This is a genomic window from Pinisolibacter sp. DMC100 (genome assembly GCF_056313705.1).
Window position 1 is genome coordinate 261,559 of the sequence record NZ_JBQUZT010000003.1, and the last position, 24,564, is coordinate 286,122.

Annotated in this window: 20 protein-coding genes and 1 pseudogene; 7 read left to right on the forward strand and 14 right to left on the reverse strand. The window is 70.4% G+C overall.

Annotated elements, in window-relative coordinates; all coding sequences use genetic code 11:
- Nucleotides 1-3 precede the first annotated feature (3 nt).
- The 7 genes from ACT541_RS14370 to ACT541_RS14400 all read right to left on the reverse strand — a co-directional run bounded on the left by ACT541_RS14370 (nt 4) and on the right by ACT541_RS14400 (nt 6,114).
- Complete coding sequence (locus tag ACT541_RS14370) at nt 4-441, reverse strand: YqaA family protein (RefSeq protein WP_476137772.1); 438 nt, start codon at nt 439-441, stop codon at nt 4-6.
- A gap of 48 nt (nt 442-489) precedes the next feature.
- Nucleotides 490-801, reverse strand: coding sequence for a hypothetical protein (locus ACT541_RS14375; RefSeq protein ID WP_476137773.1), 312 nt, complete (start codon nt 799-801; stop codon nt 490-492).
- Nucleotides 798-1,430: a glutathione S-transferase family protein gene (locus ACT541_RS14380; RefSeq protein ID WP_476137774.1), complete on the reverse strand. Its 633-nt coding sequence runs from the start codon at nt 1,428-1,430 to the stop codon at nt 798-800. The genes ACT541_RS14375 and ACT541_RS14380 overlap by 4 nt, the downstream gene beginning before the upstream one ends.
- A gap of 41 nt (nt 1,431-1,471) precedes the next feature.
- Nucleotides 1,472-3,277 carry an aminopeptidase P family protein gene (locus ACT541_RS14385; protein WP_476137775.1) on the reverse strand — a complete coding sequence of 602 codons (1,806 nt, stop codon included), beginning with the start codon at nt 3,275-3,277 and terminating at the stop codon, nt 1,472-1,474.
- A gap of 165 nt (nt 3,278-3,442) precedes the next feature.
- Nucleotides 3,443-3,898 (reverse strand): baeRF12 domain-containing protein, encoded by a 456-nt coding sequence (locus ACT541_RS14390; protein ID WP_476137776.1) that lies wholly within the window; start codon nt 3,896-3,898, stop codon nt 3,443-3,445.
- 404 nt (nt 3,899-4,302) lie between these two features.
- Nucleotides 4,303-5,187 (reverse strand): 50S ribosomal protein L11 methyltransferase, encoded by an 885-nt coding sequence (locus tag ACT541_RS14395; RefSeq protein WP_476137777.1) that lies wholly within the window; start codon nt 5,185-5,187, stop codon nt 4,303-4,305.
- Between the two features lie 18 nt (nt 5,188-5,205).
- Nucleotides 5,206-6,114, reverse strand: a complete 909-nt coding sequence (locus ACT541_RS14400) for a 50S ribosomal protein L11 methyltransferase (protein ID WP_476137778.1) — start codon at nt 6,112-6,114, stop codon at nt 5,206-5,208.
- 446 nt (nt 6,115-6,560) lie between these two features.
- On the opposite strand from ACT541_RS14400, the gene ACT541_RS14405 reads away from it, so the two are divergent.
- The gene (locus tag ACT541_RS14405; RefSeq protein ID WP_476137779.1) at nt 6,561-7,643 is read left to right on the forward strand and encodes a D-alanine--D-alanine ligase family protein; all 1,083 of its coding nucleotides are present in this window, start codon (nt 6,561-6,563) and stop codon (nt 7,641-7,643) included.
- Nucleotides 7,644-7,847: 204 nt separating this feature from the next.
- Here ACT541_RS14405 and ACT541_RS14410 read toward each other — a convergent pair whose 3' ends face one another.
- A complete protein-coding gene (locus ACT541_RS14410; RefSeq protein WP_476137993.1) occupies nt 7,848-10,430 on the reverse strand; it encodes an ATP-dependent helicase in 2,583 nt (860 codons plus the stop codon).
- A 313-nt stretch (nt 10,431-10,743) separates the two neighbouring features.
- Between ACT541_RS14410 and ACT541_RS14415 the strand changes: the two genes are divergently transcribed.
- From ACT541_RS14415 to ACT541_RS14425, 3 genes and pseudogenes are all read left to right on the forward strand, one after another.
- Complete coding sequence (locus ACT541_RS14415) at nt 10,744-12,447, forward strand: pentapeptide repeat-containing protein (RefSeq protein ID WP_476137780.1); 1,704 nt, start codon at nt 10,744-10,746, stop codon at nt 12,445-12,447.
- 392 nt (nt 12,448-12,839) lie between these two features.
- On the forward strand, nt 12,840-14,819 hold the full coding sequence (locus ACT541_RS14420; RefSeq protein WP_476137781.1) for a methyl-accepting chemotaxis protein: 1,980 nt from the start codon (nt 12,840-12,842) through the stop codon (nt 14,817-14,819).
- A gap of 59 nt (nt 14,820-14,878) precedes the next feature.
- A pseudogene (locus tag ACT541_RS14425) lies at nt 14,879-15,205 on the forward strand (chromate transporter); the annotation flags it as partial.
- Between the two features lie 36 nt (nt 15,206-15,241).
- Here ACT541_RS14425 and ACT541_RS14430 read toward each other — a convergent pair.
- The 3 genes from ACT541_RS14430 to ACT541_RS14440 are packed head-to-tail and all read right to left on the reverse strand — an operon-like array spanning nt 15,242 to nt 17,353.
- Entirely contained in the window at nt 15,242-15,679 is a 438-nt protein-coding gene (locus tag ACT541_RS14430) for an NUDIX hydrolase (protein WP_476137782.1), read from the reverse strand.
- Nucleotides 15,679-16,680, reverse strand: a complete 1,002-nt coding sequence (locus tag ACT541_RS14435) for an inorganic phosphate transporter (RefSeq protein WP_476137783.1) — start codon at nt 16,678-16,680, stop codon at nt 15,679-15,681. The genes ACT541_RS14430 and ACT541_RS14435 overlap by 1 nt, the downstream gene beginning before the upstream one ends.
- A 28-nt stretch (nt 16,681-16,708) precedes the next feature.
- Nucleotides 16,709-17,353: a DUF47 domain-containing protein gene (locus ACT541_RS14440; RefSeq protein ID WP_476137784.1), complete on the reverse strand. Its 645-nt coding sequence runs from the start codon at nt 17,351-17,353 to the stop codon at nt 16,709-16,711.
- Between the two features lie 208 nt (nt 17,354-17,561).
- Here ACT541_RS14440 and ACT541_RS14445 point away from each other — a divergent pair, with 208 nt between their 5' ends.
- The 3 genes from ACT541_RS14445 to ACT541_RS14455 all read left to right on the forward strand — a co-directional run bounded on the left by ACT541_RS14445 (nt 17,562) and on the right by ACT541_RS14455 (nt 23,483).
- A complete protein-coding gene (locus ACT541_RS14445; RefSeq protein ID WP_476137785.1) occupies nt 17,562-18,620 on the forward strand; it encodes an AbrB family transcriptional regulator in 1,059 nt (352 codons plus the stop codon).
- A gap of 71 nt (nt 18,621-18,691) precedes the next feature.
- Nucleotides 18,692-20,089 carry an FAD-binding oxidoreductase gene (locus ACT541_RS14450; protein ID WP_476137786.1) on the forward strand — a complete coding sequence of 466 codons (1,398 nt, stop codon included), beginning with the start codon at nt 18,692-18,694 and terminating at the stop codon, nt 20,087-20,089.
- A 22-nt stretch (nt 20,090-20,111) separates the two neighbouring features.
- The gene (locus ACT541_RS14455) at nt 20,112-23,483 is read left to right on the forward strand and encodes an AsmA family protein (protein WP_476137787.1); all 3,372 of its coding nucleotides are present in this window, start codon (nt 20,112-20,114) and stop codon (nt 23,481-23,483) included.
- 39 nt (nt 23,484-23,522) lie between these two features.
- Here the strand turns inward: ACT541_RS14455 and ACT541_RS14460 are convergent, their stop codons facing one another.
- Genes ACT541_RS14460 through ACT541_RS14470 form a run of 3 tightly spaced genes read right to left on the reverse strand, consistent with a single transcriptional unit; the run spans nt 23,523 to nt 24,555 of the window.
- Nucleotides 23,523-23,735 (reverse strand): ribbon-helix-helix domain-containing protein, encoded by a 213-nt coding sequence (locus tag ACT541_RS14460; RefSeq protein WP_476137788.1) that lies wholly within the window; start codon nt 23,733-23,735, stop codon nt 23,523-23,525.
- 16 nt (nt 23,736-23,751) lie between these two features.
- Complete coding sequence (locus tag ACT541_RS14465) at nt 23,752-23,970, reverse strand: DUF4169 family protein (protein ID WP_476137789.1); 219 nt, start codon at nt 23,968-23,970, stop codon at nt 23,752-23,754.
- Between the two features lie 24 nt (nt 23,971-23,994).
- A complete protein-coding gene (locus ACT541_RS14470; protein WP_476137790.1) occupies nt 23,995-24,555 on the reverse strand; it encodes an SspB family protein in 561 nt (186 codons plus the stop codon).
- Between the last annotated feature and the right edge of the window lie 9 nt (nt 24,556-24,564).

Genomic DNA, 24,564 nt, shown 5'->3' on the forward strand with positions numbered 1-24,564 from the left:
GGCTCACGTCCAGGCGAGGGTCGCGGCCGCGAGGACGAGGTAGCGACCGAACTTGGCGATCGTCACCAGGACGACGAAGGTCGGCAGCGGCTCGCGCAGAACACCGGCGAGGACGGTCAGCGGATCGCCGACGATCGGCAGCCAGCTGGCGAGCAGGGACCACTTGCCCCAACGGCGATACCAGCCGGCGGCGCGATCGAGATCGGCGTCCTTCACCGGAAACCAGCGGCGGTCGCGCAGCCGTTCGATCCCGCGCCCGAGGAACCAGTTCACGATCGAGCCGAGGACGTTGCCGATGCCGGCGCAGACGATCAGCGCCCAGGCGGGCTGATGACCGGTCAGCAGCGCACCGACCAGCAGGGCCTCCGACTGCATCGGCAGGATGGTCGCCGCGAGGAAGGCGGCGAAGAAGAGGCCGGCATAGACGGCGAGATCGATCACGACGGCTCCGTCGATCCGGGGTGTGGGTGTCGCGGCGGGCTCTTTTCCTCAGCGTCGGCCGAAGTTGAAGAACCACGCGACGGCGCCGATCTGCAGCACGACGCCCAGCGCCACCAGCTTGGCCATCCACCACAGGAGCGCCGCGCGGTCGGCGTCCTCGAAGAAGGCGCGGCCGCCGGGGATGCCGGCGGCGAGCACGATCAGCTGGCCGATCGCGAGAAGGGCCAGCATCGTCATGTGGGCATTCGGCGAGAAGCCGCCCGAGGCGTTGGCCATCAGCCCGCCGGGGAGGCTCAGGACCGCCCAGACGAGGCAGAGGACGGTCCACAGAACCATGATCGCGACACCGAGGACCGTCATGCGGCAGGCCCCCGCGGCATGAGCTCGTAGGGGTGCTTCCAGCCCGGCATCTCGGAGATGCGCTGGCGCCAGGCGTCGATCGCCGGGAACATCTCCCAGCGGTCGAGGCCGACCTCCTCGTCGTAGAAGACGTAGCCGGCGAGCGAGAAGTCGGCGATGGTCGGGCGGTTGCCGACCAGCCAGTCGGTCACGTTGAGCTGCTTCTCCACCACCTTGTAGGCGTCGATCACCCGGCTGCGCAGGAACTCCGTCGCGGCGGTCTCCGGCATGCCCTTCAGCCCGACCATGAAGCGCAGGGTGGCGAAGTAGCTGGTGAACTTGTGATTGTCGAAGAGGATCCAGCGCCAGATCTCGCGCTTCTCGTCCTCGTCGCGGCCGCCGAACTTGCCCGTCTTCTCCGCCAGATAGTCGAGAATGACGCCCGACTGGGTCAGCACGCGGCTGCCGTGGACGAGGACCGGGGCCTCGCCCATCAGGTTCAGCCCCTCGCGCCATTCGGGCTTGCGCGTCGCACCCTCGAAGAAGGGCACGAAGATCGGGTCCCAGCTGCTGCCGGAGAGCGCCAGCATCAGCGCCGCCTTGTAGGAATTGCCGCTCTCGCCGAAGCAGTGGAGCCGATAGTCACCCATGCGCGAACCTCCTCCTCGCCCGCGTCGGGCGGTCTCGTTCCTCAGCCGCCGAGCGGCGCGGTGGCCTGCTCGAGCCAGGCGCGCGTCGCCGGATCGAGCAACGGGCCGATCTCGGCGGCGACTCGTGCGTGATAGGCGTCGAGCCGGGCGATCTCGCCGGCATCGAGCAGCGCGACGTCGACGGCGCGTCGGTCGATCGGCACCAGCGTCAGCGTCTCGAAGCCGAGCATCGGCCGCTCGCCGCCGGGGACGTGCTCGGCCGGGGTGACGAGTTCGAGGTTTTCGATGCGGATGCCGAAGGCGCCGGCGCGGTAGTGCCCGGGCTCGTTCGACACGATCATGCCGGGCTTCAGCTCGGCCGATCCGGTCTTGGCGATGCGCTGCGGCCCCTCGTGCACCGACAGGAACGAGCCGACGCCGTGGCCGGTGCCGTGGTCGTAGTCGAAGCCGGCCTTCCACAGCGCGATGCGGGCGAGCGTGTCGAGCGCCGCGCCGGTGGTGCCGACGGGGAAGCGGGCGCCGCCGATCGCCAGATGGCCCTTCAGCACCAGGGTGAAGGCACGCTTCATCTCGGGCGAAGGGGTGCCCACGGCGATGGTGCGGGTGACGTCGGTGGTGCCGTCGCGATACTGGCCGCCCGAATCGAGCAGGAAGAACGTGTCGCGATCGATCGGCCGGTTGGTCGCCCGCGTCGCGTGATAGTGGACGATGGCGCCGTTCGGCCCGGCGCCGGAGATGGTGCCGAAGGAGAGGTCGACCAGTTCGCCGGTCTCGGCGCGGAAGGCCTCGAGCCGCTCGCAGCAGGCGATCTCGTCGGTCGCATGGCCCTCGGCGTCGAACCAGGCGAGGAACTTCGCCATGGCGACGCCGTCGCGGACATGGGCCGCGCGGGCGCCCGCGACTTCCGCCGCGTTCTTGCAGGCCTTGGGTAGGATGACGGGATCGTCGGCCTCGACGATCAGGGCGCCCGCCGCCTCGAGCCGACGCGCCAGCACCTCGGGCGTCATCGCCGGATCGAGCGCCACGGTGGCCTTCTCCGCCGCCAGCCGGTCGAGGGCGGCGAGCAGCTCGGCGCGCGGGGCGACGTCGACATGGGGGGCGAGATGGGCGGCGACGGCGGCGTCGATCTTCTCCGGCTCGACGAAGAGGGTCGGACGGCCGACTTTCCGCAGCAGCGCGAAGGCGAGCGGCACCGGATTGTGGGCGACGTCGCGGCCGCGCAGGTTGAAGGCCCAGGCGATCGAATCGGGCTGGGTCAGCAGGAAGGCGTCGACCGTCAGCGCTTCCGCCAGCCGGGCGATCTTCGCCTCGATCGTCTCGCCGGCGAACTCGGTCGGCTGGACGAGGAAGGGCGCCGAGGGCGGGGCCGGGCGATCGGTCCAGATGCGGTCGACGAGGTTCTCGGCGACCGGGATCAGTTCGGCCCCCGCCTTCTCCAGCGCGCCGAGGAGGCGGCGGGTCTGGATGCGGGTGTGGAGCCAGGGGTCGAAGCCGATGCGGGCGCCCTTCGTCACCGCTTCGGCGAGCCAGGCGTGGATCGGGGTCGCGACGCCGTCGACCGGCTCGAAGACCGTGGTGTCGGTCTCGGCGCGGACCTGCAGCGTGTAGCGGCCGTCGGTCAGCACCGCGGCGCGCTCGGCGAGCACGGCGGCGATGCCGGCGGAGCCGGAGAAGCCGGTCAGCCAGTGCAGGCGCTCGGACGCGGGCGGCACGTATTCGCCCTGGAATTCGTCGGCGCGCGGCACGAGGAAGCCGTCGAGCCCCTCGATCTTCATCAGGGCGCGGAGGCGGGCGAGGCGGGGGGCGCCGAGCGAAGGGTCGGCGAGGGTGTCGAAGCTCTGGAACATCGCGCGAGTTTAGCCACCCGGACGGGCGACGCAAACGAAACGGCGCGGGTCAGCCCTCCGAAGACGACGAAACCGCGCCCCGGGGAAGGGGCGCGGTTCGGGAATTCGTTTCCGCAGTCGATCCGGCGCCACGCGAGGGGGAGGAGCGGGCGCCGGATGCCGAGGTCAGTTGGCCGCGAGCAGGATGGTCTCGATGTCGGCGATCGTGTGCCGGGTCAGATCCTTGTCGATCTCGGCACGGAGCCGCGAACGCGCCTCGCCGGAGAGATCTTCCCTCAGTTCGGCGAGAATGCGGGGCGGTGCCACCACGATCAGGTCGTCGTAACGGCCGTCGTGGGCAGCGGCGTTGAGATCGGCGGCGAGACTGGCGGCGAAGCGGCGTTCGGCCTCGTCGTGCCAGTCGGTTTCCTCCATCGCGGCGCGGCGTCCGCCGCCCATGGGCGCGAAAGCGCGGCCGGGCGCGTCGCTCCCCAGGTCGCGGGTCGCCGGCGTGCGGGTCTCGCGCGTGGCGATGCAGTGGAGATTCGGCGATTCGGCCAACCCGTCGTTGCGCAGGACCATTGCCCTGCGGCCGTCGCCGACCAGGATCCAGGTTCCGTTGGAGATCTTCATTCGAGCCATGTCGACCCTCCCGTCTCGTGCATCCCGTCGGGATCCGGTGTCGCACTCTCGGTCCCGATCTGACGGTCGTCATGTTCGTCTCAAGACAACGTCGGGTCAATAACGGCAAACACGGCCAAATCATCTTTTTCGATCATCTATTCGCGAGATGGCGTGAGTCTGACGACTTGAATTGGATACGATCTAAATTCGCGACGAACTCGAAATCGTTTTCAGGAAAATTCTCGAGACAGCTCGAGAAAGTGATTCGCTGCTGGCAGACTGCGGCGGTACTTCTCTTCTGTTGCGTAACCGGACACCGCTTCGCGGCAGCGGGGCCGCCGGATCCGCGGGCATGCGTCGGCCTTCGCGGCCGCCGGCGGGCGGTCGCGTCGTCGGCGCGGGGCGCACGCGAAGCGGGTGGTTCAGCGCTCGCCGGTCTCAAGCACCAGGGCGAGCCAGCCGTCGCGCTCGACCTCGAAGGCGAGGCGCAGGCCCTGCTTCGCCCAGGCGGCGAGAACGAGCTGGCGCTCGATGGTCCTCAGACCCGACAGGACCACGACCGAGCGGCGGGCGAGCGCGCTCGCCACCGGATAGGCGAGCCTGGTCAGCGGGCGAGCGAGGATGTTGGCGACGACGAGGTCGTAGGGCGCCTCTTCGGCGAGCAGCCGCGAGGTCATGCCGTCGGCGACGATGCAGCGGACCTCCGCGCCGACGCCGTTGAGGCGGGCGTTCTCGGCGGCGATCGCGACCGCCACGGGGTCGATGTCGGTGGCGATCACCGGCACGCGCAGCACGCGGGCGACGGCGATGGCGAGCACGGCGGTGCCGGTGCCGAGGTCGAGCGGGCGGGCGAAGCGGCGCGCCTTCAGCAGCCGGTCGAGGGCGACGAGGCAGCACCAGGTGGTGGCGTGGTGGCCGGTGCCGAAGGCCATCTCGGCATCGATCTCGATGGAGACGCCCGACGGCGGGCGGCGATGGCGATCGTGGCTGCCGTGGACGAAGAACCGCCCGGCGACGACCGGGTGGCGGATCTCCTCGCTCATGGCGATCCAGTTGGCGTCGAGATCGAGCACGGTCGTGGTCAGCTCGAAGGCATCGTCGCCGAGCGCCTCGCGCACGAGGTCTGCGGCCTCGTCCTCGCTCTCGGCATCGAAGACGAGCGTGTCGACCGACCAGATCTCGGAGTAGGGCACCGTCTCCTCGCGGGTGACGGGATAGCCCTCGATCTCGAAGGCCTCACCGAGCAGCCGCTCGATGCGTTCGGATTCGGGGCCTTCGGCGACGAGGCGGACCTGGACGGCGGGCATGGGCAACTCCTGGCGGGCTCAGGGCTTCTGGAACGTGAGCGAGGCCCATTCCTTGATCGATCGACGGGAGACGAGGCGCAGGCCCCGGGCACGGTAGGCGGCGACGAGGCGCGCCTGTTCGCCGATCCGGAGACCGGCGACGACGAGGAAGCCACCCGGCGCCATCAGCGCCGCGAGCGGACCGGCGAGCCGACACAGCGGATCGGGCAGGATGTTGGCGAGCACCAGATCGAAGGGCGCGCGCGCGACGATGCGGACGTCGTCGAGCCCGTCGGCGAGAAGGGCGCGGAAGCTCCGGTCGACGCCGTTGATGCGGCGATTGCGCTCGGCGGTCGCCACCGCGTGCGGCGCGATGTCGGTGGCGGTGACCGGTGTGGTCGGCGCGAGGCGGGCGAAGGCGAGGCCGAGGATGCCGGTGCCGGTGCCGAGATCGAGCACGTTGCGGGGCCGGGCGTGTTTCAGGATCTCGTCGAGGCCGGCGAGCGACAGCTGGGTCGAGGCGTGATCGCCCGAGCCGAAGGCGGAGGACGCCTCGATCAGCACGTCCTCGCGGCGGAAGGTCTCGGGCCGATTGTGCTCGCCGAAGACGCGGAAGCGGCCGGCGGCGATCGGCGGCAGACCGCCGACGCCGGTCTCGACCCATTCGGCGGCGCTGAGCGGCTTCAAGGTGGCGCGCGCCAGCGTCTCCAGCACGGCGTCGCGGGGGGCGATGCCGTCGGCGTCGATCAGATCGGCGAGGGCTTCGGCCAGATCGGTCTCGTCGAGCGCTTCGGGGAACCACGCCTCGACGCCCCACGAGCCGTCGCCGTGGTCGAAGGCGCCGGCGGCATCGGCGAAGGCGGTGACGAGCTCGCCGTCGGCGAGGGCATCGGCGACGCGGGTCGCGATCGAGCGGGTGGTGGTCAGGCGATAGACGTGGGTCGGCATGGGCCGCGACATAGCACGGGATGCGCGGCCTGTCGCCTGCGCGGGGGCGGAGAGGGGCCGTGCGCCGCCGTCGGGGATTCCCCCGTGAGGATTTGCCCCGGTCGGCCTGTTCATACTTTCTTCACATTGTTGGTGTCTATTGCGACCAAGGCGATCGGAACCGCAAAGCAGCGGCGAGATCGCCGGTAAGCCCTGCCCCCCTTCGGGTCGACCACGGATGTACTGGCGGACGATGTGAGTGGCGGAGGCGATCCGCAGGAAGCCCCGGTCGGAGGTATACGCCTCCCCGCCGGGGTTTTTTGCGTCTGGGCCCCGGATTCCCGCCGCGCGGCGATCCGTCGCCGCCTCGGCGATGTCGGCCGGCCCGAATTGCGACACGATCCTCACCTCAGTTTCCCAGCATCGCCGAAGGTCTCGGCGAGGACACGCGCGAGGGACGATCGGACATGGTGGGATCGAACGACAAGACCGGGCTCGGGATCGCGGTGCTCTACGGCGGGCGGTCCTCCGAACACGACGTCTCGGTGATGTCGGCGACCAACGTGGTCCGCGCGCTCGATCCTGCGAAATACGACGTCCTGCCGATCTTCGTCACGCGAGCCGGTCGCTGGTTCGTCGGCGGCTTCGCCGAAGGACGGCTCGATCGGCCGGAGGCGGGCACCGAGATCGTGCCGGTGCCGGGCGGCAACGGGCGGACGATCGCCGTCTCCCCCGAGGGGACGATGGGCGAGGGGCCGCGGATCGATCTCCTCTTCCCCGTTCTGCACGGGCTCGACGGCGAGGACGGCTCGGTGCAGGGGCTCGCGGCGGTCGCCGGCGTGCCGCTGGTCGGCTGCGGCATCCTCGGTTCGGCGGCGGCGCTCGACAAGGACGTCGCCAAACGGCTGCTGACCCAGGCGGGGCTCGCCAACGCACGCTCGCTGACGCTTCGCCCCGGCGCGGTGCCGGGCTTCGTCGAGGCGGTCGCCGCCCTCGGCCTGCCGCTCTTCATCAAGCCGGCGCGCCAGGGCTCGTCGGTCGGCGTCTCCAAGGTCTCGACGCCCGCCGACTGGGACGCCGCGATCGAAGAAGGCTTCCGCTACGACACCAAGCTTCTGGTCGAGGAATTCGTCGCCGGTCGCGAGATCGAATGCGCCGTGCTCGAGGCGCCGGCCGGCAGCCTCTTCGTGTCGCGCCCGGGCGAGATCGCCCCGGCCGCTGCGCACGGCTTCTACACCTACGACGCGAAGTACGTCGACGCCGACGGCGCGGCGCTGGCGGTGCCGGCCGACCTGCCGGAGGACGTCGAGGCGGCGGTGCGCGCCGTGGCGGCGGACGCCTTCCGCGCGGTCGGTTGCGACGGCATGGCGCGGGTCGACGTCTTCGTGACGGCCGAGATGCGCATCCTCGTCAACGAGGTCAACACCATCCCCGGCTTCACCGACATCTCGATGTACCCCAAGGCGATGGCGGCGAGCGGCGTCGAAACCCGCGATCTGCTCGACCGGCTGGTGACGCATGCGCTGGCGCGCGTCGGCCGGGTGGGGTGAAGAGGGAGGTTGGACTTCCCAGTTCGGCTTCATGTTGAGGTGCCCGACCGCAGGTCGGGCCTCGAAGTGCGAAGCCACGACGGGCCTTGCCACTCGGCCCTTCGTGGCTCACGAGGCTCGGCTACGCCGAGCACCTCAGCATGAAGGGCCTCTGCACGGCGTCGGATGATCGGGATCGCCTCGGGGCATTTCAGCCCGCCCCCGTCACCCCACGATCGTCACGAACCCGTCCAGCACCCGCTTCTGCCCGGCGCGGTCGAAGTCGATCGTCAGCTTCTCGCCCTCGACGTCGGCCACCGTGCCGTTGCCGAACTTCTGGTGGAAGACCCGATCGCCGATCGAGAACTTCGACGGCGTCGCCGTCACCGACTTGGCGATCAGCGAGCCCTCGATCACCTTGACGTGCTTGTCGCGGATCGGGTTGCCCCAGCGGTCGCGCGCCGGCGAGCGCTCGAAGCGCTCCGGCCCCGACTGCCAGCGGGAACCGCGCTCCTCGAAGCCCTGCGGCCCGTTGCGGCCCTCGGCCTCACCGAAGCGGCCGCGACCGGCGCCGGCCCAGCCGCGATCGGTCGAACCGCGATCCTCGTCGGCGTGGTCGGCGTGGTCGGCGCCGTAGCCGCGCACCATGCGGCCCTGTTTCTGCGCCTGCGCCCGCTGCCAGCCGGGCGTCGCATAGGTCGAGCCGAAGGGCTCCACCTGATCGAAGCGCGAGCGGCCGTAGCCGCCGTAGTTCGATCCGCCCTCGCGCACCTCGACATGCGGCTCGGGCAGCTCGTCGAGGAAGCGGGAGGGCAGCGACGAGTTCCACGAACCGTGGATGCGGCGGTTCGAGGCGAACCAGATCCACGCCTTCTTCTTCGCCCGCGTGATGCCGACATAGGCCAGCCGCCGTTCCTCCTCGAGGCCGGAGCGGCCGCCCTCGTCGAGCGCGCGCTGGTGGGGGAAGAGGCCTTCCTCCCAGCCGGGCAGGAAGACGTGGTCGAACTCGAGGCCCTTGGCCGAGTGCAGCGTCATCAGGTTCACCGCCTCGACCGACTGGTCGTTGTCGGTGTCCATGACCAGGGCGACGTGCTCGAGGAAGGCGGGGAGGGACTCGTAGTCCTCCATCGCCTTGATCAGTTCCTTGAGGTTCTCGAGCCGGCCCGGCGCTTCCGCCGACTTGTCGTTCTGCCACATCTCGGTGTAGCCGGCCTCGTCGAGGATCAGGCCGGCGAGTTCGCCGTGGGGCAGGGCGTCGAGCTGGTCGCGCCAGCGGGCGAAGTTCTGGACGAGGCCCTTCAGCGTGCCGCGGACCTTGGGCTTCAGCTCCTCGGTCTCGACGATGCGGGCGGCGGCCTCGAGCAGCGGCACGCCCTGGGCGCGGGCGAGCGCGTGGACCTGTTGCAGGGTGGCGTCGCCCAGGCCGCGCTTGGGCGTGTTGACGATGCGCTCGAAGGCGAGATCGTCGGCCGGCTGCACCGTGACCCGGAAATAGGCCATGGCGTCGCGGATCTCCATGCGCTCGTAGAAGCGCGGGCCGCCGACGACGCGGTAGGGCAGCCCCAGCGTGACGAAACGATCTTCGAACTCGCGCATCTGGAACGAGGCGCGCACCAGAATGGCGATCTCGTCGAGGCGGGTGCCTTTTCTCTGCAGAGATTCGATCTCGTCGCCGATCGAGCGGGCCTCTTCTTCCGAATCCCAGGAATTGGCGACGAGGAGCTTCTCGGCGTCGGGGTCGTCCTTCTCGGTGAAGAGCGTCTTGCCGAGCCGGCCCTCGTTGTGGGCGATGAGATGCGACGCGGACGCGAGAATATGCGTCGTCGAGCGATAGTTGCGCTCGAGCCGCACGACGAGGGCGCCGGGGAAGTCGTGTTCGAAGCGCAGGATGTTGTCGACCTCGGCGCCGCGCCAGCCGTAGATCGACTGGTCGTCGTCGCCGACGCAGCAGACGTTCTTCGTCCCGACCGCGAGCAGCCGCAGCCAGAGATACTGGCAGACGTTGGTGTCCTGATACTCGTCGACGAGGATGTAGCGGAAGCGGCGCTGCCAGTCGGCGAGCACGTCCGGCCGATCGCGCCAGATGCGGATGACGTGGAGCAGCAGATCGCCGAAGTCGCAGGCGTTGAGCGTCAGCAGGCGGTTCTGATAGGCGCGGTAGAGCTCGCCGCCCTTGCCGTTGCCGAAGGCGCGGGCCTCCAGCGGCGGCACCTGATCGGGCGTCAGGCCCTTGTTCTTCCAGCCGTCCATGAAGGTGGCGAACTGGCGCGCCGGCCAGCGCTTCTCGTCGATGCCTTCGGCCTGGATCACCTGTTTGATCAGCCGCAGCTGGTCGTCCATGTCGAGGATGGTGAAGTCGGAGCGCAGCCCCACCAGTTCGGCGTGACGGCGCAGGATGCGCGTGCCGATGGCGTGGAACGTGCCGAGCCAGGGCATGCCCTCGACCCGCTCGCCGACGAGGGCGCCGATGCGCTCCTTCATCTCGCGCGCCGCCTTGTTGGTGAAGGTGACGGCGAGGATCTCGGAGGGACGCGCCCGGCCGGAGGCGAGGATATGGGCGATGCGGGTGGTGAGCACCCGCGTCTTGCCGGTGCCGGCGCCGGCGAGCACCAAGACGGGGCCTTCGGTCGCCTCGATCGCCGAGCGCTGTTCCGGATTGAGCCCGGCGAAGAAGGATTCCTCGCGCGGGGCGAAGTTGGCGGCAGCCGCGCGGGCGGCGATGCCGCCGGGTCTCGGAGAAGGCGCGTCCACGGGCGCGCGGCCGGAGGAGGGCGCACGGTCGGTTGCCCGCGCGGGCGCGCCGGGCATGGGGATCGGGCAGTCGTCGTCGTCCGCGGCGGCGGGGTGGGCGGCGCGCGGGTTCGGTCGCGGCGTCCAGCCGGGCGAGAAGGGATCGTCGTCGCGGTCGAAACCGTTGGTCATGCGTCTCGGCGTCTCGGCGTGATGGGCGGAAACGGGGCGAACGCGCCCTCGACCGCGACCATGATTCTCTGTTCGTTCACCCGCCACCATAGCACGGATATGGGCACGAGGAGGGCGGCGGCGAGGGGGAGAGCCGGGAGAAGGGTACGTGTCGCGACATGCTTGCGCCGGCACGAGGACTCGCGCGAGGATCGCAGGCATGAGCGACGACGCGATGCAGCCGAGAGACGGGATGACGGGGGACGAGGCCGAGGCGGAGGTGCCTGAGCCGGTCTACGATCAGGCGTTTTTTCTGAAGCTGGCGCGGCCGCGCGAGGACACCGACGAAGCACGGACGGAAGCGCGCGAGCGCTGGAACAAATGGCGGCGTGGTCCGGCGAATGCGGGCCGGGCGGTAACGTTCGAGGGGGTGGACTTTCGGACGGAGGAGAACCGGGGGATTTCGTTCGAAGGGTTCGAGTTCGGAGCGAGGGCGTGCTTCATTGGTGCGGTTTTCGGCAGTGGGGCACGGTTTGCAGGTGCGACGTTCGCCCGTGAGTCACGGTTCGACGGCGCAAGGTTCGGCGACAGTGCTTCGTTCGACGATGCGAAATTTGGGGATCGCACAATCTTCCGGAACGCCATTTTCGGCGACAAAGCCGCATTCCGGCGGTCGCGCTTCGGCATATGGGCGCGATTCGGGGCCGTCGTGTTCGGCGACGATGCTGATTTTTCGAAGGCTCAGTTCGGCTCCTTGCCGCAGTTCGGAGGGGCGTTATTTGGCTTTGCAGCAAGCTTCACTGATGCGGTGTTTCTAGATGAGGCGTGGTTCCAGGGGGCGGTTTTTGGTCCTGAAACTCGGTTCAAGGGTGCAGTTTTTCTCGGTGAAGCCAATTTCTCAGGTAGTGATGCGCGGCGAGACGTTGCTCTCTATGTCAGTACACTTGGGTTATTGACGAAGACGCAGCGGCACCTTAAGGGCGAGGCATACAAGGAATACGCGAACGAGAAGGGCTTCGGCCCGGGGAAGTTCTCAGGCGTATCATTTTCCGGGGCCCATTTTCGCGGCGCCGTTTCCTTCGCCAGACGCTCGTTCGAGCGCACTGCGGACTTCACTGATGTCCGCTTTGACGAACCACCGGATTTCGATGGCGCGACCAACCTCCAGCGCATCGATTTCACCGGCGCGCGGGCAGGGTTCGCATCGGCCGATCAGCCGTGGTCGAAGCCCGACTGGACGACCGAAAGCTCCGTTGCCGTCCGCCTCCGCGCCCTGCGCTCACAGATCGAGGCGACCAAGAACCACGACTTCGAGCGCGATCTCTACATCGAGGAACGCAAGGCGGAGCGGGGGATCTACTTCGCGCGCTATCGCCGCGAGAAGCGCTGGGGGGCGCTTGCCGCTCACTGCGCCTGGATCGTCGTCATGAGCGGCTACTGGTTGCTCTCCGACTACGGTCGTTCGTGGCTGCGCCCGGCTGCTTGGCTCGTCGCGAGTGTATTCGCCTTCGATCTTCGCTATTCCGCTCTTCTCGCCGACCGACAGGAGACGGCCGTCGAGGCCGCGCGCGAGGGCGTGACCCGGTCGCTCGAGAACGCGGATGCGCTCGCCGTGGTGAAGGGATGGCAGACGGCGGAGGCGCGCGTCCGCTCCGATTATGACGCGGTCGTCGGGCAACTGGCGCTCTCCAACGCCGTGCCCTTCGTCGGACCGCTCACCGTCGATGCCGACGCCAAGAAGTTCCTCTTCTGCGGCGCCTGGCCGGCGGCGAAGGCGGAAATGGGGGCGGGGACGCTCGTCGAACCCTGCCGACCGATCCCGCCGCCGTATTTTCAGTTCGCGATGATCTCGCAGAACCTCCTCTCCATTCTCCTCGTCTTCTTCATCGGTCTGGCGTGGCGCAACTATTTCCGGCTGAAGTGACGCTCGCGCCCTCGGCTCTGCCGCCGCCCGGTCTCCCTCCATCGCGGCCGGCGACCGTGGCGGGTCCCGTCGTCCCGCCGCCCCGCGATCCACCCGCCCACCGCGGCTGTCGGGCCACCGCTCCGCCGCCCGAGCGCCGCGATCCGCCGCGGGCGGGCCTTGCGGTATGGGGGTGATCATTCGTCGCAGCGATCGGATACCGTCGCAACTTACGTCGAATTTTACTGAGTGACGTTACGTAATTGATTCTGATTTGGGCATCTGCCGATGTATTCGGCGCCTGCGCTCGGAAATCTCGAAAGAAATCGGTTCGCCCCCGGGATTCGATTAACCGCCGATAAACCCGTTGGGCGTGTCATGTGGGCACCCAACAATGCTTCCCGGGGTCCGTCATGGCATTGCGTTTTTCCGATCTGCGGATCGGCTTTCAGGTTGCGTCGATCACGGTCGTGGCCGTCGCGGCCTTCGTCGTCGTGGCGACCGTCCAGGTGACCGGCAACAACGAGCGCGACGCCGCGCTGGTCGAGGCCGAGGCCAATCGCGCGCTCGCCGACGAGGTCGTCGGACTGCAGACGACGCTGCTCCAGCTCAGGCGCGCCGAGAAGAACTTCCTGATGCGGCTCGACCAGAAGTCGCTCGAAGAACACGACGCCGATCGCAAGGCCGCGATGACGAACCTCGCGCGCCTCGGCGAGATGGCGAAGGAGGGCGAGCGCGCCCGCATCGCCGGGACGCTCACCGAGATCTCGACCGGCATCGCCAGCTATTTCGGCACCTTCGACAAGCTGGTCGCGGCCAAGAAGAAGCTCGGTCTGAAGCCCGACAGCGGCTATCAGGGCGATCTGCGCCGCGCCGCCCACGAGACCGAGGCGGTGATCGCCGGCCTCGGCGCCGGTGCCGATCTCGAGACCATCCTCCTCAAGGCGCGTCGCCACGAGAAGGACTACATGATGCGCGGCGACGCCAAGTATCTCGAGGGTTTCGATCGCCAGCTGACCCTCATCGTCGACCGCGCTCAGTCGCTCGACCTGCCGCCGGCGGAGCGCGACGATCTGGTGCGTCTGGCGACGATCTATCGCTCCGGCTTCAACGCCTGGGTCGTCGGCGCGAAGCGCGTGAACGACGCCGAGAGCCAGATGGCGCAGGTCCATCGCGGCATCGAGCCGAAGATGACGGAGATCGAGACCGCCGCCACCGCCCTGCGCAAGGCCTCCGAGACTCGGGCCGCGGCCATCGCCGATCAGGTCGAACGCCAGATGCAGTTCACCCTGCTCGGCGCGGTCCTGGTGCTGGTCGGCCTGTCCTTCGTCATCGGGCGGGCGATCTCCAAGCCGATTTCCGGCATGACCGATGCCATGGGGCGTCTCGCCGGCGGCGACCTCGAGGTCGTCGTGCCCGGCCGCGACGCCGGCAACGAGATCGGCAGCATGGCCAAGGCGGTCGAGGTGTTCCGCGACAATGCCCGCGAGCGTCTGGTGCTCGAGGCGGCGCAGCGCGAGGCCGAAGCCCGCACCGCGGCCGAGCGGCACGCGGCGATGCTGGCGCTGGCCGATCGCTTCGAGGCCCGCGTCGGCGGCATCGTGACGACCGTGTCGTCGGCGGCGACCGAACTCGAGGCGGCGGCGAGCACGCTGTCGTCGTCGGCCGAAGAGGTCTCCGCCCAGTCGGTGGCGGTCGCCGCGGCGGCCGAAGAGGCCACCGCCAACGTCCAGAACGTGGCGGCGGCGACCGAGGAATTCTCGGCGACCGTGGCCGAGGTCGGCCGTCAGGTCGAGCGTTCGGCCGCGACCGCGTCGGCGGCGCTCTCCCAGGCCGAGGCGTCGACCGAACAGGTGCGCAGCCTCGCGGCGGCGGCCGACCAGATCGGCACCATCGTCCAGCTGATCTCCGACATCGCGGCGCAGACCAATCTCCTCGCCCTCAACGCCACGATCGAGGCGGCGCGCGCCGGCGAGGCCGGTCGCGGCTTCGCCGTGGTGGCGCAGGAGGTCAAGGGGCTCGCCGAACAGACCGCCAAGGCGACCGGCGAGATCGGCCGGCAGGTCTCCACCATCCAGACCTCGACCCATCGCGCGGCCGACGCGATCGAGGCGATCGGCGCCACCATCAACACGATGAACGGCATCGCCGGATCGATCGCCGCGGCGGTCGAGGAGCAGGGTGCGACCACGGTCGAGATCTCGCGCAGCGTCCAGGAAGCGGCGCACGGCGCCTCCGACGTCAGCGCCAACATCAGCGGTGTCAGCACCGCCGCCTCGTCGTCGAGCGCCGCCTCGACGCAGGTCCTGTCGTCGGCGGGCGAGCTCGCCCGCGAGGCGGAGGGGCTGCGGGCGGCGGTCGAGACCTTCCTCGCCGAAGTGCGCGCCGCCTGAGGCGTTCACGCCGCCGTCGCCGACGGGTCCATCCTCTCCCGCGAAGGGCGGGAGAGGCCATGGGCGGGGCGGCGGACGGCGATCGGCAGGCACGACCGAAGGGTCGGGTGGGCGAGGTCTTCCTCGCCTTCCTGCGTCTGGGGCTGACGGCCTTCGGCGGGCCGATCGCCCATCTCGGCCCTTTCCGCGAGGAGTTCGTCGTGCGTCGGCGCCGGCACGACGACGCCACCCCCGCCGATCTCGTCGCGCTCTGCCCGTTTCTCCCGGGGCCCGCCTCGTTGCGGGTCGGCTTGGCGATCGGCCTCCTGCGGGCCGGCCGGATGGGTGCGCTCGCCGCCTTCGTCGGTTTCACCCCGCCGTCTGCCCTGATCATGCTCGCGGCGGGGGCGGCGATCGGTGTCGTCCGGGCGCGCGCGTGAGGCTCAGGCGGCCTCGGGGGCGAAACGGGTGATCAGCGTCGCCAGTTCGGGCTCTTCGACGAGGAGGCTCGCGTCGGCGGCGGTGAACCAGCGCACCTCGCGTTCGCCCTTCTCCTTCCAGTCCTCGAGCGTCTTCGTCGCCTTGAGCGCATAGACCTCGACCCGCAGCAGCTCGAAGCGATCCACGAGGCGCTTGAAATAGTCGTAGGTGCCGATCGGTGCCTTGGTCGGCTTGCCGGTGACGCCGGCTTCCTGCTCGGCTTCCAGGCGGGCGGCGTCGCGGTCGGTGCGGTTGCGCATCGGCCAGCCCTTGGGGATGGTCCAGCGGCGGGTCTCGCGGGTCGTCACCAGACAGACCTCGAGGCGACCGTCGACGATCCGCCAGGGCAGGGCGGCGATCTGTCGGCGCGGAACGGTGGGTTCGGCCGACGGTTTCGCCATCAGAACAGCCCCACCAGCCACCAGGTGGCGGCCGAGATGGCGGCCGAGGCCGGGATCGTCACCACCCAGGCGACGACGATCGAGGAGGCGACGTTCCAGCGCACCGCCGAGGTGCGGCGCGCCGCGCCGACGCCGACGATCGAGCCGGTGATGGTGTGGGTGGTCGACACCGGGATGCCGAGCCAGGTGGCGAAGAACAGCGTCATGGCACCGCCGGTCTCGGCGCAGAAGCCCTGCATCGGGGTGAGGCGGGTGATCTTCGAGCCCATCGTGTGGACGATGCGCCAGCCGCCGAAGAGCGTGCCCATGCCCATCGCCGCCTGACACGAGATCACCACCCAGAAGGGAACGTGGAACTCGCCGCCGAGATAGCCCTGCGAGTAGAGCAGCACGGCGATGATGCCCATGGTCTTCTGCGCGTCGTTGCCGCCGTGACCGAGCGAATAGAGCGAGGCGGAGAGGAACTGCAGCGAGCGGAAGGACCGGTCGACGGCGAAGGGCGTGAAGGGTCGGCAGATCCAGCTGACCAGGGCCACCAGCAGCAGGGCCAGGAGGAAGCCGAACAGCGGCGACAGCACGATCGCCGCGGTGGTCTTGAGGAAGCCCGACATGACGACGGCGGCGATGCCGGCCTTGGCGGTGCCGGCGCCGATCAGGCCGCCGACGAGGGCGTGCGACGACGACGACGGGATGCCGAGGAGCCAGGTGACGACGTTCCAGACGATCGCCCCGGTCAGCGCGCCGAAGACGACGCGCGGGTCGATCACCGAGGCCTCGACGATGCCCTTGCCCAGCGTCTGGGCGACGTGCAGGCCGAAGAACATGAAGGCGATGAAGTTGAAGAACGCCGCCCAGGCGACGGCATACTGCGGCGACAGCACGCGGGTCGAGACGATCGTGGCGATCGAGTTCGCCGCGTCGTGCAGGCCGTTCAGGAAGTCGAAGGCGAGCGCGACCGCGATCAGGCCGACGAGGAGGGGCAGGGCCAGCGTGGCGTCCATGGGACTCTCTTCGGGGACGGCAGGTCGATCAGACGTGCTCGATGACGATGCCGGAGATCTCGTTGGCCACGTCCTCGAACCGGTCGGCGACGCGCTCGAGGTGGCTGTAGATCTCGGCACCGATCGTATAGGCCATCGGGTCGGAATTGCGATGGGCGACGAAGAGTTCCTTCAGGCCGCGATCGTGCAGCTTGTCGGCGCGGCCTTCGAGCTCGGTGATCTTGACCGCGTAGGCGTTGAGTTCGGCGACGTTGGCACCGATCTTCCGCAGCAGCGGGATCGCCTGGACGGTCAGCTCGGCCGCCTCGACGGCGATCGCCGCCATCTCGCGCATCGGCTCGGTGAACGCCGTCACCTCGAAGAGAAGGATCGCCTTGGAGGTCTGGTGCATCTGGTCGATGGCGTCGTCCATCGACTCGATCAGATCCTTGATGTCGACCCGGTCGAAGGGCGTGATGAAGGAACGGCGCACCGCCAGCAGGACCTCGGCCGTGATGTCGTCGGCGGCGTTCTCGTGGCGCTTCACCTCCGCCGCGGCGGCGGCGATGTCGGGCGCGCCGGCGAGCAGGGCGTGCAGCGCCTTGGCGCCGTCGAGCAGGACACGGGCATGGGCCTCGAAGTGATCGAAGAACCCGTCTTCCTTGGGCATGATCGCCCGGAACCAGGACAGCATGGATTTGATCCGCGGTCGTTTCGTCGCGCGGAATTAATGACATTTCCGTGACGAAGGCGAGTCCGAAGTGCTGCCGATCCCCCGAGAAACGCGCCGAAGCGCGCCATGCGCGTCGTGAAGGGCACGCGCCCGCCCTGCGACGCTTGACCGCGGCGGAGCTTCGTGGTCGATCGCGGTCGCCCGCGACGGCGGGCGAAGGAGCGCGCGGATGACGGGTCCGAAGAGCATCAACGGTCTGGCCGGCTGGGCGATCCTGGCGGCGGCCTCGCTCGTCGTGGCGCTCGGCTTCGAGGAGGCGCGGCTGCCGGCCTCCTTCCTGATCGGACCGCTGATCGCCGCCATCGGCGTGCGCCTCGCCGGAATCGAGCTCGCCGTGCCGCGGCGGGTCTTCCTCGCCTCCCAGGCGGTGGTCGGCGCCATGCTCGGCACCGCGCTGACGCCGTCGATCGTCGCGACCTTCCGCCACGAATGGCCGATCCTGCTCGGCTCGGTCGGGGTGATCGTGGCGACGGCGACCCTTCTCGGCTGGGCGCTGTCGCGCTTCGGCATCGTGCCGGGGACGACCGGCGTCTGGGGCTCCTCGCCGGGTGCGGCCTCGGCCATGGTGGTGCAGGCCGCCCACTACGGCGCCGACGTCCAGCTCGTCGCCTTCATGCAATATGTCCGCGTGCTCTTCGTCGCCTCGACGGCGTCCGTGGCGGCGCGGCTGTTCATCGGCGTCGAGGCGATGCCCGCCCCGCCGGTGTTGTTTCCGCCGATCCATCCCGGCCCCTTCGCCCTGACGATCGCGCTGATCGTGGTCATGGGCGTGCTCGGCGTGCTGTCGCGGGTGCCTTCGGGGGCGATGATCGGACCGCTGGTCGTCGGCGCGGCGCTGCACGGCTCGGACACGTTCGCGATGGAACTGCCGACCTGGCTGCTGGTCGCCGCCTATACCGGCCTCGGCTGGACGATCGGCCTCGGCTTCACTCGCGCCTCGGTCGTCCATGCGGCGCGCGCGCTGCCGTGGATCGCCGCGTCGATCGTCGTGCTGATGGCGGTCTCGGCGGTGGTGGCGCTGGAGCTGCACGAGCGGCTCGGCATCGATCCCCTGACCGCGTGGCTCGCCACCTCGCCGGGCGGCATGGACACGATCGCCGTCATCGCCGCCTCGACGCCGGTCGACGTCTCCTTCGTGCTGGCGCTGCAGGCGGTGCGGTTCTTCGTCCTGGTGGCGATCGGGCCGGCCCTGTCGCGCATGGTCGCACGTACGCTCGAGCGGGGCTGAGGCGCGGCCTCGACCTTTCGTCCGTCGCGAACGGCTGATAGGGTCCGCCTTCCTTTTTCTCGGAGACGACGATGAGCGGACGCGTGCGCGACGAGGCGGCGATTTCGGCAGCGGTGACGGCCTTGCAGGCCCGGTTCGGCGAGCGGGTTTCGACCTCGGCGTCGATGCGCGAGCAACACGGTCACACGCTGACCTGGATCCCCAACCAGCCGCCGGACGCGGTGGTCTTCGCCCGTTCCGAGGCCGAGGTGGTCGAGATCGTGAAGATCTGTGCCGCCCATCGCTGCCCGATCGTGCCCTTCGGCGCCGGCACCTCGCTCGAGGGCCATCTCAACGCGGCCTACGGCGGCGTCTCGGTCGACGTCTCGGCGATGGACCGCATCGTCGCGGTCCACCCGGAAGATCTCGACGTGGTGGTCGAGCCCGGCATCCGCCGCAAGGCGCTGAACGAACAGCTGCGCGACACCGGCCTGTTCTTCCCGATCGACCCCGGCGCCGACGCGACGCTCGGCGGCATGGCGGCGACGCGGGCGTCCGGCACCAACGCGGTGCGCTACGGCACGATGAAGGACACGGTGATCGCCATGCGCGTCGTCACCGCTTCCGGCGAGGTGGTCGTCACCTCGCGCCGTGCCAAGAAGTCGGCGACGGGCTACGACCTCACCCGCCTCTTCGTCGGCTCGGAAGGCACGCTCGGCATCATCACCGAGCTGACGCTGCGCCTCTCCGGCATCCCGGAGGCGATCTCGGGCGGCATCTGCCCGTTCCCGAACGTCGCGGCGGCGGCGGACGCGGTGATCGCGACGATCCAGTCGGGCATCCCGGTCGCCCGCATCGAGATCCTCGACGAGGCGCAGGTGAAGGCCTGCAACGCCTATTCGAAGCTGACGCTGCCCGAGACGCCGCTGCTGCTGCTCGAGTTCCACGGCACCGAGGCGGGCGTCGCCGAACAGTCGACCCGCTTCGGCGAGATCGCCGCGGACCTCGGCGGCGGACCCTTCACCTGGGCGACGGTGGCGGAGGAGCGTACGAAGCTCTGGACCGCGCGCCACGACGCCTATTGGGCGGGCATGGCGATGCGTCCGGGATGCCAGACCTTCTCGACCGACGTCTGCGTGCCGATCTCGCGGCTGGCGGAGTGCATCGCCGAGACCAAGCGCGACATCGAGGCCTCCGGCCTCTTCGCGCCGATCGTCGGCCATGTCGGCGACGGCAACTTCCACGTCCTGCCGCTGTTCGACCCGAACGACGCCGCCGAGATCGGCACGGTCAAGGCCTTCGTCGGACGCCTCGTCGAGCGGGCACTGGCGATGGAGGGGACGGCGTCGGGCGAACACGGCGTCGGCACCGGCAAGATGAAGTATCTCGAGGCCGAGCACGGTCGTCCCGCCCTCGACGCCATGGCGGCGATCAAGCAGGCGCTCGACCCGCAGGGCATCATGAACCCCGGAAAGATCGTCACGATCTGACGCGGAACGGGCGGAGGGCGCGGTGAACTCGGCCTATATCGGCATCGGGGTCGCCATCATCCTGGCGCTGGTGGCGGCGCTGGTCGGGCCGCTCTTCGTCGACTGGAGCGCGCATCGGGCCGTCTTCGAGCGCGAGGCGAGCCGCATCGTCGGCGCCCCCGTCACCGTGCTCGGCGACGTCGACGCGCGTCTGCTGCCGAGCCCCCGCGTCCGTTTCGGCGACGTGGTGGTGGGCGACGTCGCCCGCCCGCTCGCCCGCGTCGGCCGTTTCGAACTCGATCTCGACGTCGCGGCGCTGACCCATGGCGACGTGCGCGTCGCCGAACTCGTCCTCGAACGCCCCGGGCTCGATCTGGCGATCGACGCGGACGGCCGCGTCATCGGCCTTCCCGCAGGCGGCGGCGATCTCGCCGGCATCGGCATCGAGACGGCGCGGATCGTCGACGGCACGCTACGCCTCGCCGACCGCCGTTCCGGCCGGCAGGAGAGCGTGGCGGCGATCGCCGGCCGCGGCCGGGTCGAGGGCAACGGCGGGCAGTGGCGGCTCGACGTCGAGGGTGATCACGGCGGCAGACATCTGCGTTTCGAAGTCGCGGCGCGTCCCGACGGGGCGACGACACGGCTGCGCGCGCTGCTCGCCTCGCCGGCGGACGGCGTGAGCGCTCTCCTCCAGGGCACGATCGAGGGGGGCGACCGGCCGACCTTCGCCGGTACCGTGTCGCTCGAGCGTCGCGACGGCAGTGTTCCGGTCGCGTCGGCGACCGGGCGGCTCGAGGCCGACGTCTCGGGGGCGCGGGTCGAGGATCTGGCGCTGACGCTCGGGGCGGCCGGCGACGAGACCAAGTTCACCGGGCGGTTGGCGGCGACCTTCGGCAAGAGCGCTGCCTTCGAGGCGGTGCTGGCGACGCCGCGGATCGATCTCGACCGTGGCGAGACGACGAGCGGCGCGCGGGCGCGCGTCGCGGCTCTCGCCGAACGGCTGGGCGGTTCGCAGGGTGCGGCCGTGCTGCCGGCGGGCCTGCGGCTGACGCTCGGGGTCGACGCGCTGACGCTCGGCGGGCGGGTGCTCTCCGACGTTTCCGTCGAGGCGCGCGGGCGGCCGGGCGGGGTGGCGATCGATCGGCTGGCGGCGCGCCTGCCCGGCGGCGGCAGGCTCGAGGTCTCGGGCCGGGTCGATCCGGCGGCGCCGAGCTTCGACGGCACCGGCACGCTCGCGGTCGCCGAGCCGGAAGACCTCGCCGCCTGGTGGGCGGGCGAGGCGGCGGGGACGCGGCGGATCGGGGCGATCGAGGTGTCCGGTCCCTTCCTGCTGTCGCGCGACGGTTTCTTCGGCCGCGATCTCGAGATCGCGGCGGGACCCGAGCGGGCGCGCGGGCGGGTCGAACGACGGGCGGACGGGCTGACGCGGCTGGGTCTCGTCGCCGAACGGCTCGACGGGCGTCGCCTCTTCGGCCTCGCGGCGGCGGCGACCGCGGCGACCGCGGCGGGCGGGGCGCCGAATGCCGAGCGGTCGATCGACGTCGATCTCGACGTCGCGTCGGTGACGCTCGGCGGAGCGACGGCCCGCGGGGTACGCGCCGGCCTGCGCATCGCGCCGGGCGAATGGGCGATCGACCGGCTGGCGGTCGCCGACCTTCTGGGGGCGAAGCTGGAAGCGGGTGGGCGGATCGCCGACCCCTTCGCCGCGCCGCGCGGGCGGATCGAGGCAAAACTCTCGGCGACCGACGCGGCCCGCACCGCGCGGGCACTCGCCGCCGCCTTCGCACCGGAGGCCGCCGATCCGTGGGAGGCGGCGGGTGCCGCCGCCGGGTCGTTCGATCTCAATCTCGTCGTCGAAGCCGCCGCCGCGGACGTCGGGAGCCGGGTGAAGGCGACGCTCGCGGGCCGTGCCGCCGGCGGGCGGCTCTCCGGCGACATCGACTTCGAAGGCCGCCCCGACGACGTCGCGAGCGGCCGCATCGACGGACGGCTGACGCTCGCCGACGCGCGTCTGGGCCGCGAGGCGACGAAGCGCTTCGGCCTCTCCGAGAGCGACGGCATCCGTCTTTCGGGAACGATCGCCGGGCGGCCGTCGGAGGGCCTGCGCTTCTCGCTCGACGCCGGCTTCGGCGATCGTCGGTTGACGCTCGAGGGGCACGACGGGCGCGATGCCTCGGGCGCACGCGAATGGGTGGCGACGGGGCGGCTCGCCTCGCCGGATCTCGCCGCACTCGGCGCGCTCGTCGGCCGACCGGGCCTCGCCTTCGAACGGCGGTTGCCCGTGGATGTCTCGGCCTCGATCCGTGGGCGCGGCGGGCAGTGGCGGGTGGAGCAGGCCGAGGGCACGGTCGTCGGCATCCGCGCCACGGCGCGCGGGCTCGTCGACACGACCGGCGTACGACCGAAGTTTTCCGGCGAGATCGGCATCGATCGCGGCAAAGCGGCGACGCTTCTCTTCGGGCTTTCCGGGCTTCCCTTCGATCTCGAGGCGACGACGCGGGCGGCGACGCTCGACGTCGGCGAGGCCTTCGCGCTGACCGCGCTCTCGGGCCGGGTGTCGAGCGCGGACGGGTCGGTGCGGCTCGCCGATCTCGCCGCGACCTACGGCGCTCTTGCGCTCTCCGGCGGCCTCGAGGCGCGGCGGGCGGGCGCCGGGTTGGCGCTGTCGGGGCGGATCGCGGGGGAGGGGGTGTCTCTCGTCGCGGGGCCGGCTCGGCCGGCGCTCGAGGGCCGGCTCTCGGGCGAGGTCGCCTTCGAGACCCATGGCGCGAGCGGACGCGACTTCGTGGCGCGGGCCGGCGGCAGCGGGCGGATGACGCTTTCGGCCGCTCGGCTCCTCGGCGTCGATCCGGCGGCGACGGCGCATCGGCCGGCGGGGCCGACGCTCGAGCCCGCCGAGGCGCTGGCGGCGATGAAGGGGCGGGCCACCGCCTTCGAGGCGACGGACGTGCCGCTTCTCCTAGACGGCGGACAGCTGCGTCTGCCGCGGGTCGATCTCGCGGCCGGGGCGGTCCGGATCGGCGCGCGCGCCGGGCTCGACGTGGCGACGGGGAAGCTCGACGGGTCGATCACGGTGGAGCCGGCGGGCGAGGCGGCGGTGCGGCTGGCGACGCCGATCTCACGGGCGGTGCCGGCGGTCGACGTGGTGCTCGGCGGGAGCGTCCTTTCGCCGCTGCTCTCCATCGACGAGGCGCCGCTCGCGGCGCATCTGCTGCTCGAGCGCACCGAACGCGAGATCGAGGCGAGCGACGTCGAACGTCAGGGACGGATCGAACGGCTGCGTGCGCGCGCGATTCTCGAGCGCATCGAGGCGCGTCGTCGGGCCCGCGAGGCGGCCGAGGCGGCGAAGATCGCGCCGCCTGCGGGGCTTCCCGAGGCGAAGGTACCGGTCAGGCCGGTGGTCGGTGCACCGTGACGTCGAAGGCGGTCGGCGACGCGTGACGTCGCCGCGCCCTCAGGCGGCGCGCTGCATCCAGTGGGCCAGCACGGCGACGCGAATGGCGGAGGCGAGGTTGCGGGTCGGGGTGCGCGTGCCGTCGATCTCGGCGACGAGCGCGGAGAGCGAGGAACCGCGCGCCGCGGCGATGGCTTCGAGTGCCGCCCAGAATTCGGGTTCCAGTGCGACCGAGGTGCGATGGCCGGCAATGGTCATGGAGCGTTTGTCCATGGCAGCCTCCTCGGGATCAGCCACGAGAGGCGTCGTCCTCCGATCGAGGCGGCGCAGGGAGCTCTTCGCGGCGGTGGGAGTCGAGGCGGCGCTGGTCGATCCGGTCGATCATCGTGACGGTCTCGCGTTCGGAGCGCGTCCGGCCGAACTTGGCACGGTTCTCCTCGGCGCGGCGTTTGTCTTCCGCGCGGGCGCGCTCCTTGCGAGCCTTCGAGAGCGACAGGATTTCGGTCATGACCGCCTCACGCTCTCGAGCTGATCACTTCTTGCGGAACTTGTCGAGTGAGACAACCGTCGCTCCGGTATCAGACGGAGGCGCGGCCGGCTCGGTGGCCGTCGCGGCGGGGGCGGCGGGCTTGTCCTCGACCTTGACGACGACCGGCTCGGGCGCCGGCGGGGTCGGGATGACCGAGGGCTCGACCGGCACCAGACGGGCGCCGTCGGCGGCCTCCTCGCCGGCTTCCGAGATCACCTCGAACTGCAGGCCGAACTCGACCGAGGGGTCGACGAAGCCCTTCACCGAGTTGAACGGCACGTGCAGCCGCTCCGGGATGCCGGAGAAGGACAGGCCGACCTCGAAATACTGGTCGTTGACCTCGAGGTCCCAATACTGGTGCTGGAGCACCACCGTCATCTCGGTCGGATAGCGCTGGCGCAGGCGGCCCGAGAGCCGCACGCCGGGGTGGCGCGTGTCGAAGGAGACGTAGAAGTGGTGGTCGCCCGGCAGGCCGGTCTTGGCGATCTCGCCCATCACCTTGCGGACGACACCGCGCAGGGCTTCCTGCACGAGAACGTCGTAACGGATGAGATCCTGGGTCATGGCGGTTCG

Coding starts and splice junctions, on each gene's coding strand:
- ACT541_RS14375 (WP_476137773.1), bottom strand. CDS start 801: ATGACGGTCCTCGGTGTCGCGATCATGGTTCTGTGGACCGTCCTCTGC.
- ACT541_RS14380 (WP_476137774.1), bottom strand. CDS start 1,430: ATGGGTGACTATCGGCTCCACTGCTTCGGCGAGAGCGGCAATTCCTAC.
- ACT541_RS14385 (WP_476137775.1), bottom strand. CDS start 3,277: ATGTTCCAGAGCTTCGACACCCTCGCCGACCCTTCGCTCGGCGCCCCC.
- ACT541_RS14390 (WP_476137776.1), bottom strand. CDS start 3,898: ATGGCTCGAATGAAGATCTCCAACGGAACCTGGATCCTGGTCGGCGAC.
- ACT541_RS14395 (WP_476137777.1), bottom strand. CDS start 5,187: ATGCCCGCCGTCCAGGTCCGCCTCGTCGCCGAAGGCCCCGAATCCGAA.
- ACT541_RS14400 (WP_476137778.1), bottom strand. CDS start 6,114: ATGCCGACCCACGTCTATCGCCTGACCACCACCCGCTCGATCGCGACC.
- ACT541_RS14405 (WP_476137779.1), top strand. CDS start 6,561: ATGGTGGGATCGAACGACAAGACCGGGCTCGGGATCGCGGTGCTCTAC.
- ACT541_RS14410 (WP_476137993.1), bottom strand. CDS start 10,430: ATGCCCGGCGCGCCCGCGCGGGCAACCGACCGTGCGCCCTCCTCCGGC.
- ACT541_RS14415 (WP_476137780.1), top strand. CDS start 10,744: ATGAGCGACGACGCGATGCAGCCGAGAGACGGGATGACGGGGGACGAG.
- ACT541_RS14420 (WP_476137781.1), top strand. CDS start 12,840: ATGGCATTGCGTTTTTCCGATCTGCGGATCGGCTTTCAGGTTGCGTCG.
- ACT541_RS14430 (WP_476137782.1), bottom strand. CDS start 15,679: ATGGCGAAACCGTCGGCCGAACCCACCGTTCCGCGCCGACAGATCGCC.
- ACT541_RS14435 (WP_476137783.1), bottom strand. CDS start 16,680: ATGGACGCCACGCTGGCCCTGCCCCTCCTCGTCGGCCTGATCGCGGTC.
- ACT541_RS14440 (WP_476137784.1), bottom strand. CDS start 17,353: ATGCTGTCCTGGTTCCGGGCGATCATGCCCAAGGAAGACGGGTTCTTC.
- ACT541_RS14445 (WP_476137785.1), top strand. CDS start 17,562: ATGACGGGTCCGAAGAGCATCAACGGTCTGGCCGGCTGGGCGATCCTG.
- ACT541_RS14450 (WP_476137786.1), top strand. CDS start 18,692: ATGAGCGGACGCGTGCGCGACGAGGCGGCGATTTCGGCAGCGGTGACG.
- ACT541_RS14460 (WP_476137788.1), bottom strand. CDS start 23,735: ATGGACAAACGCTCCATGACCATTGCCGGCCATCGCACCTCGGTCGCA.
- ACT541_RS14465 (WP_476137789.1), bottom strand. CDS start 23,970: ATGACCGAAATCCTGTCGCTCTCGAAGGCTCGCAAGGAGCGCGCCCGC.
- ACT541_RS14470 (WP_476137790.1), bottom strand. CDS start 24,555: ATGACCCAGGATCTCATCCGTTACGACGTTCTCGTGCAGGAAGCCCTG.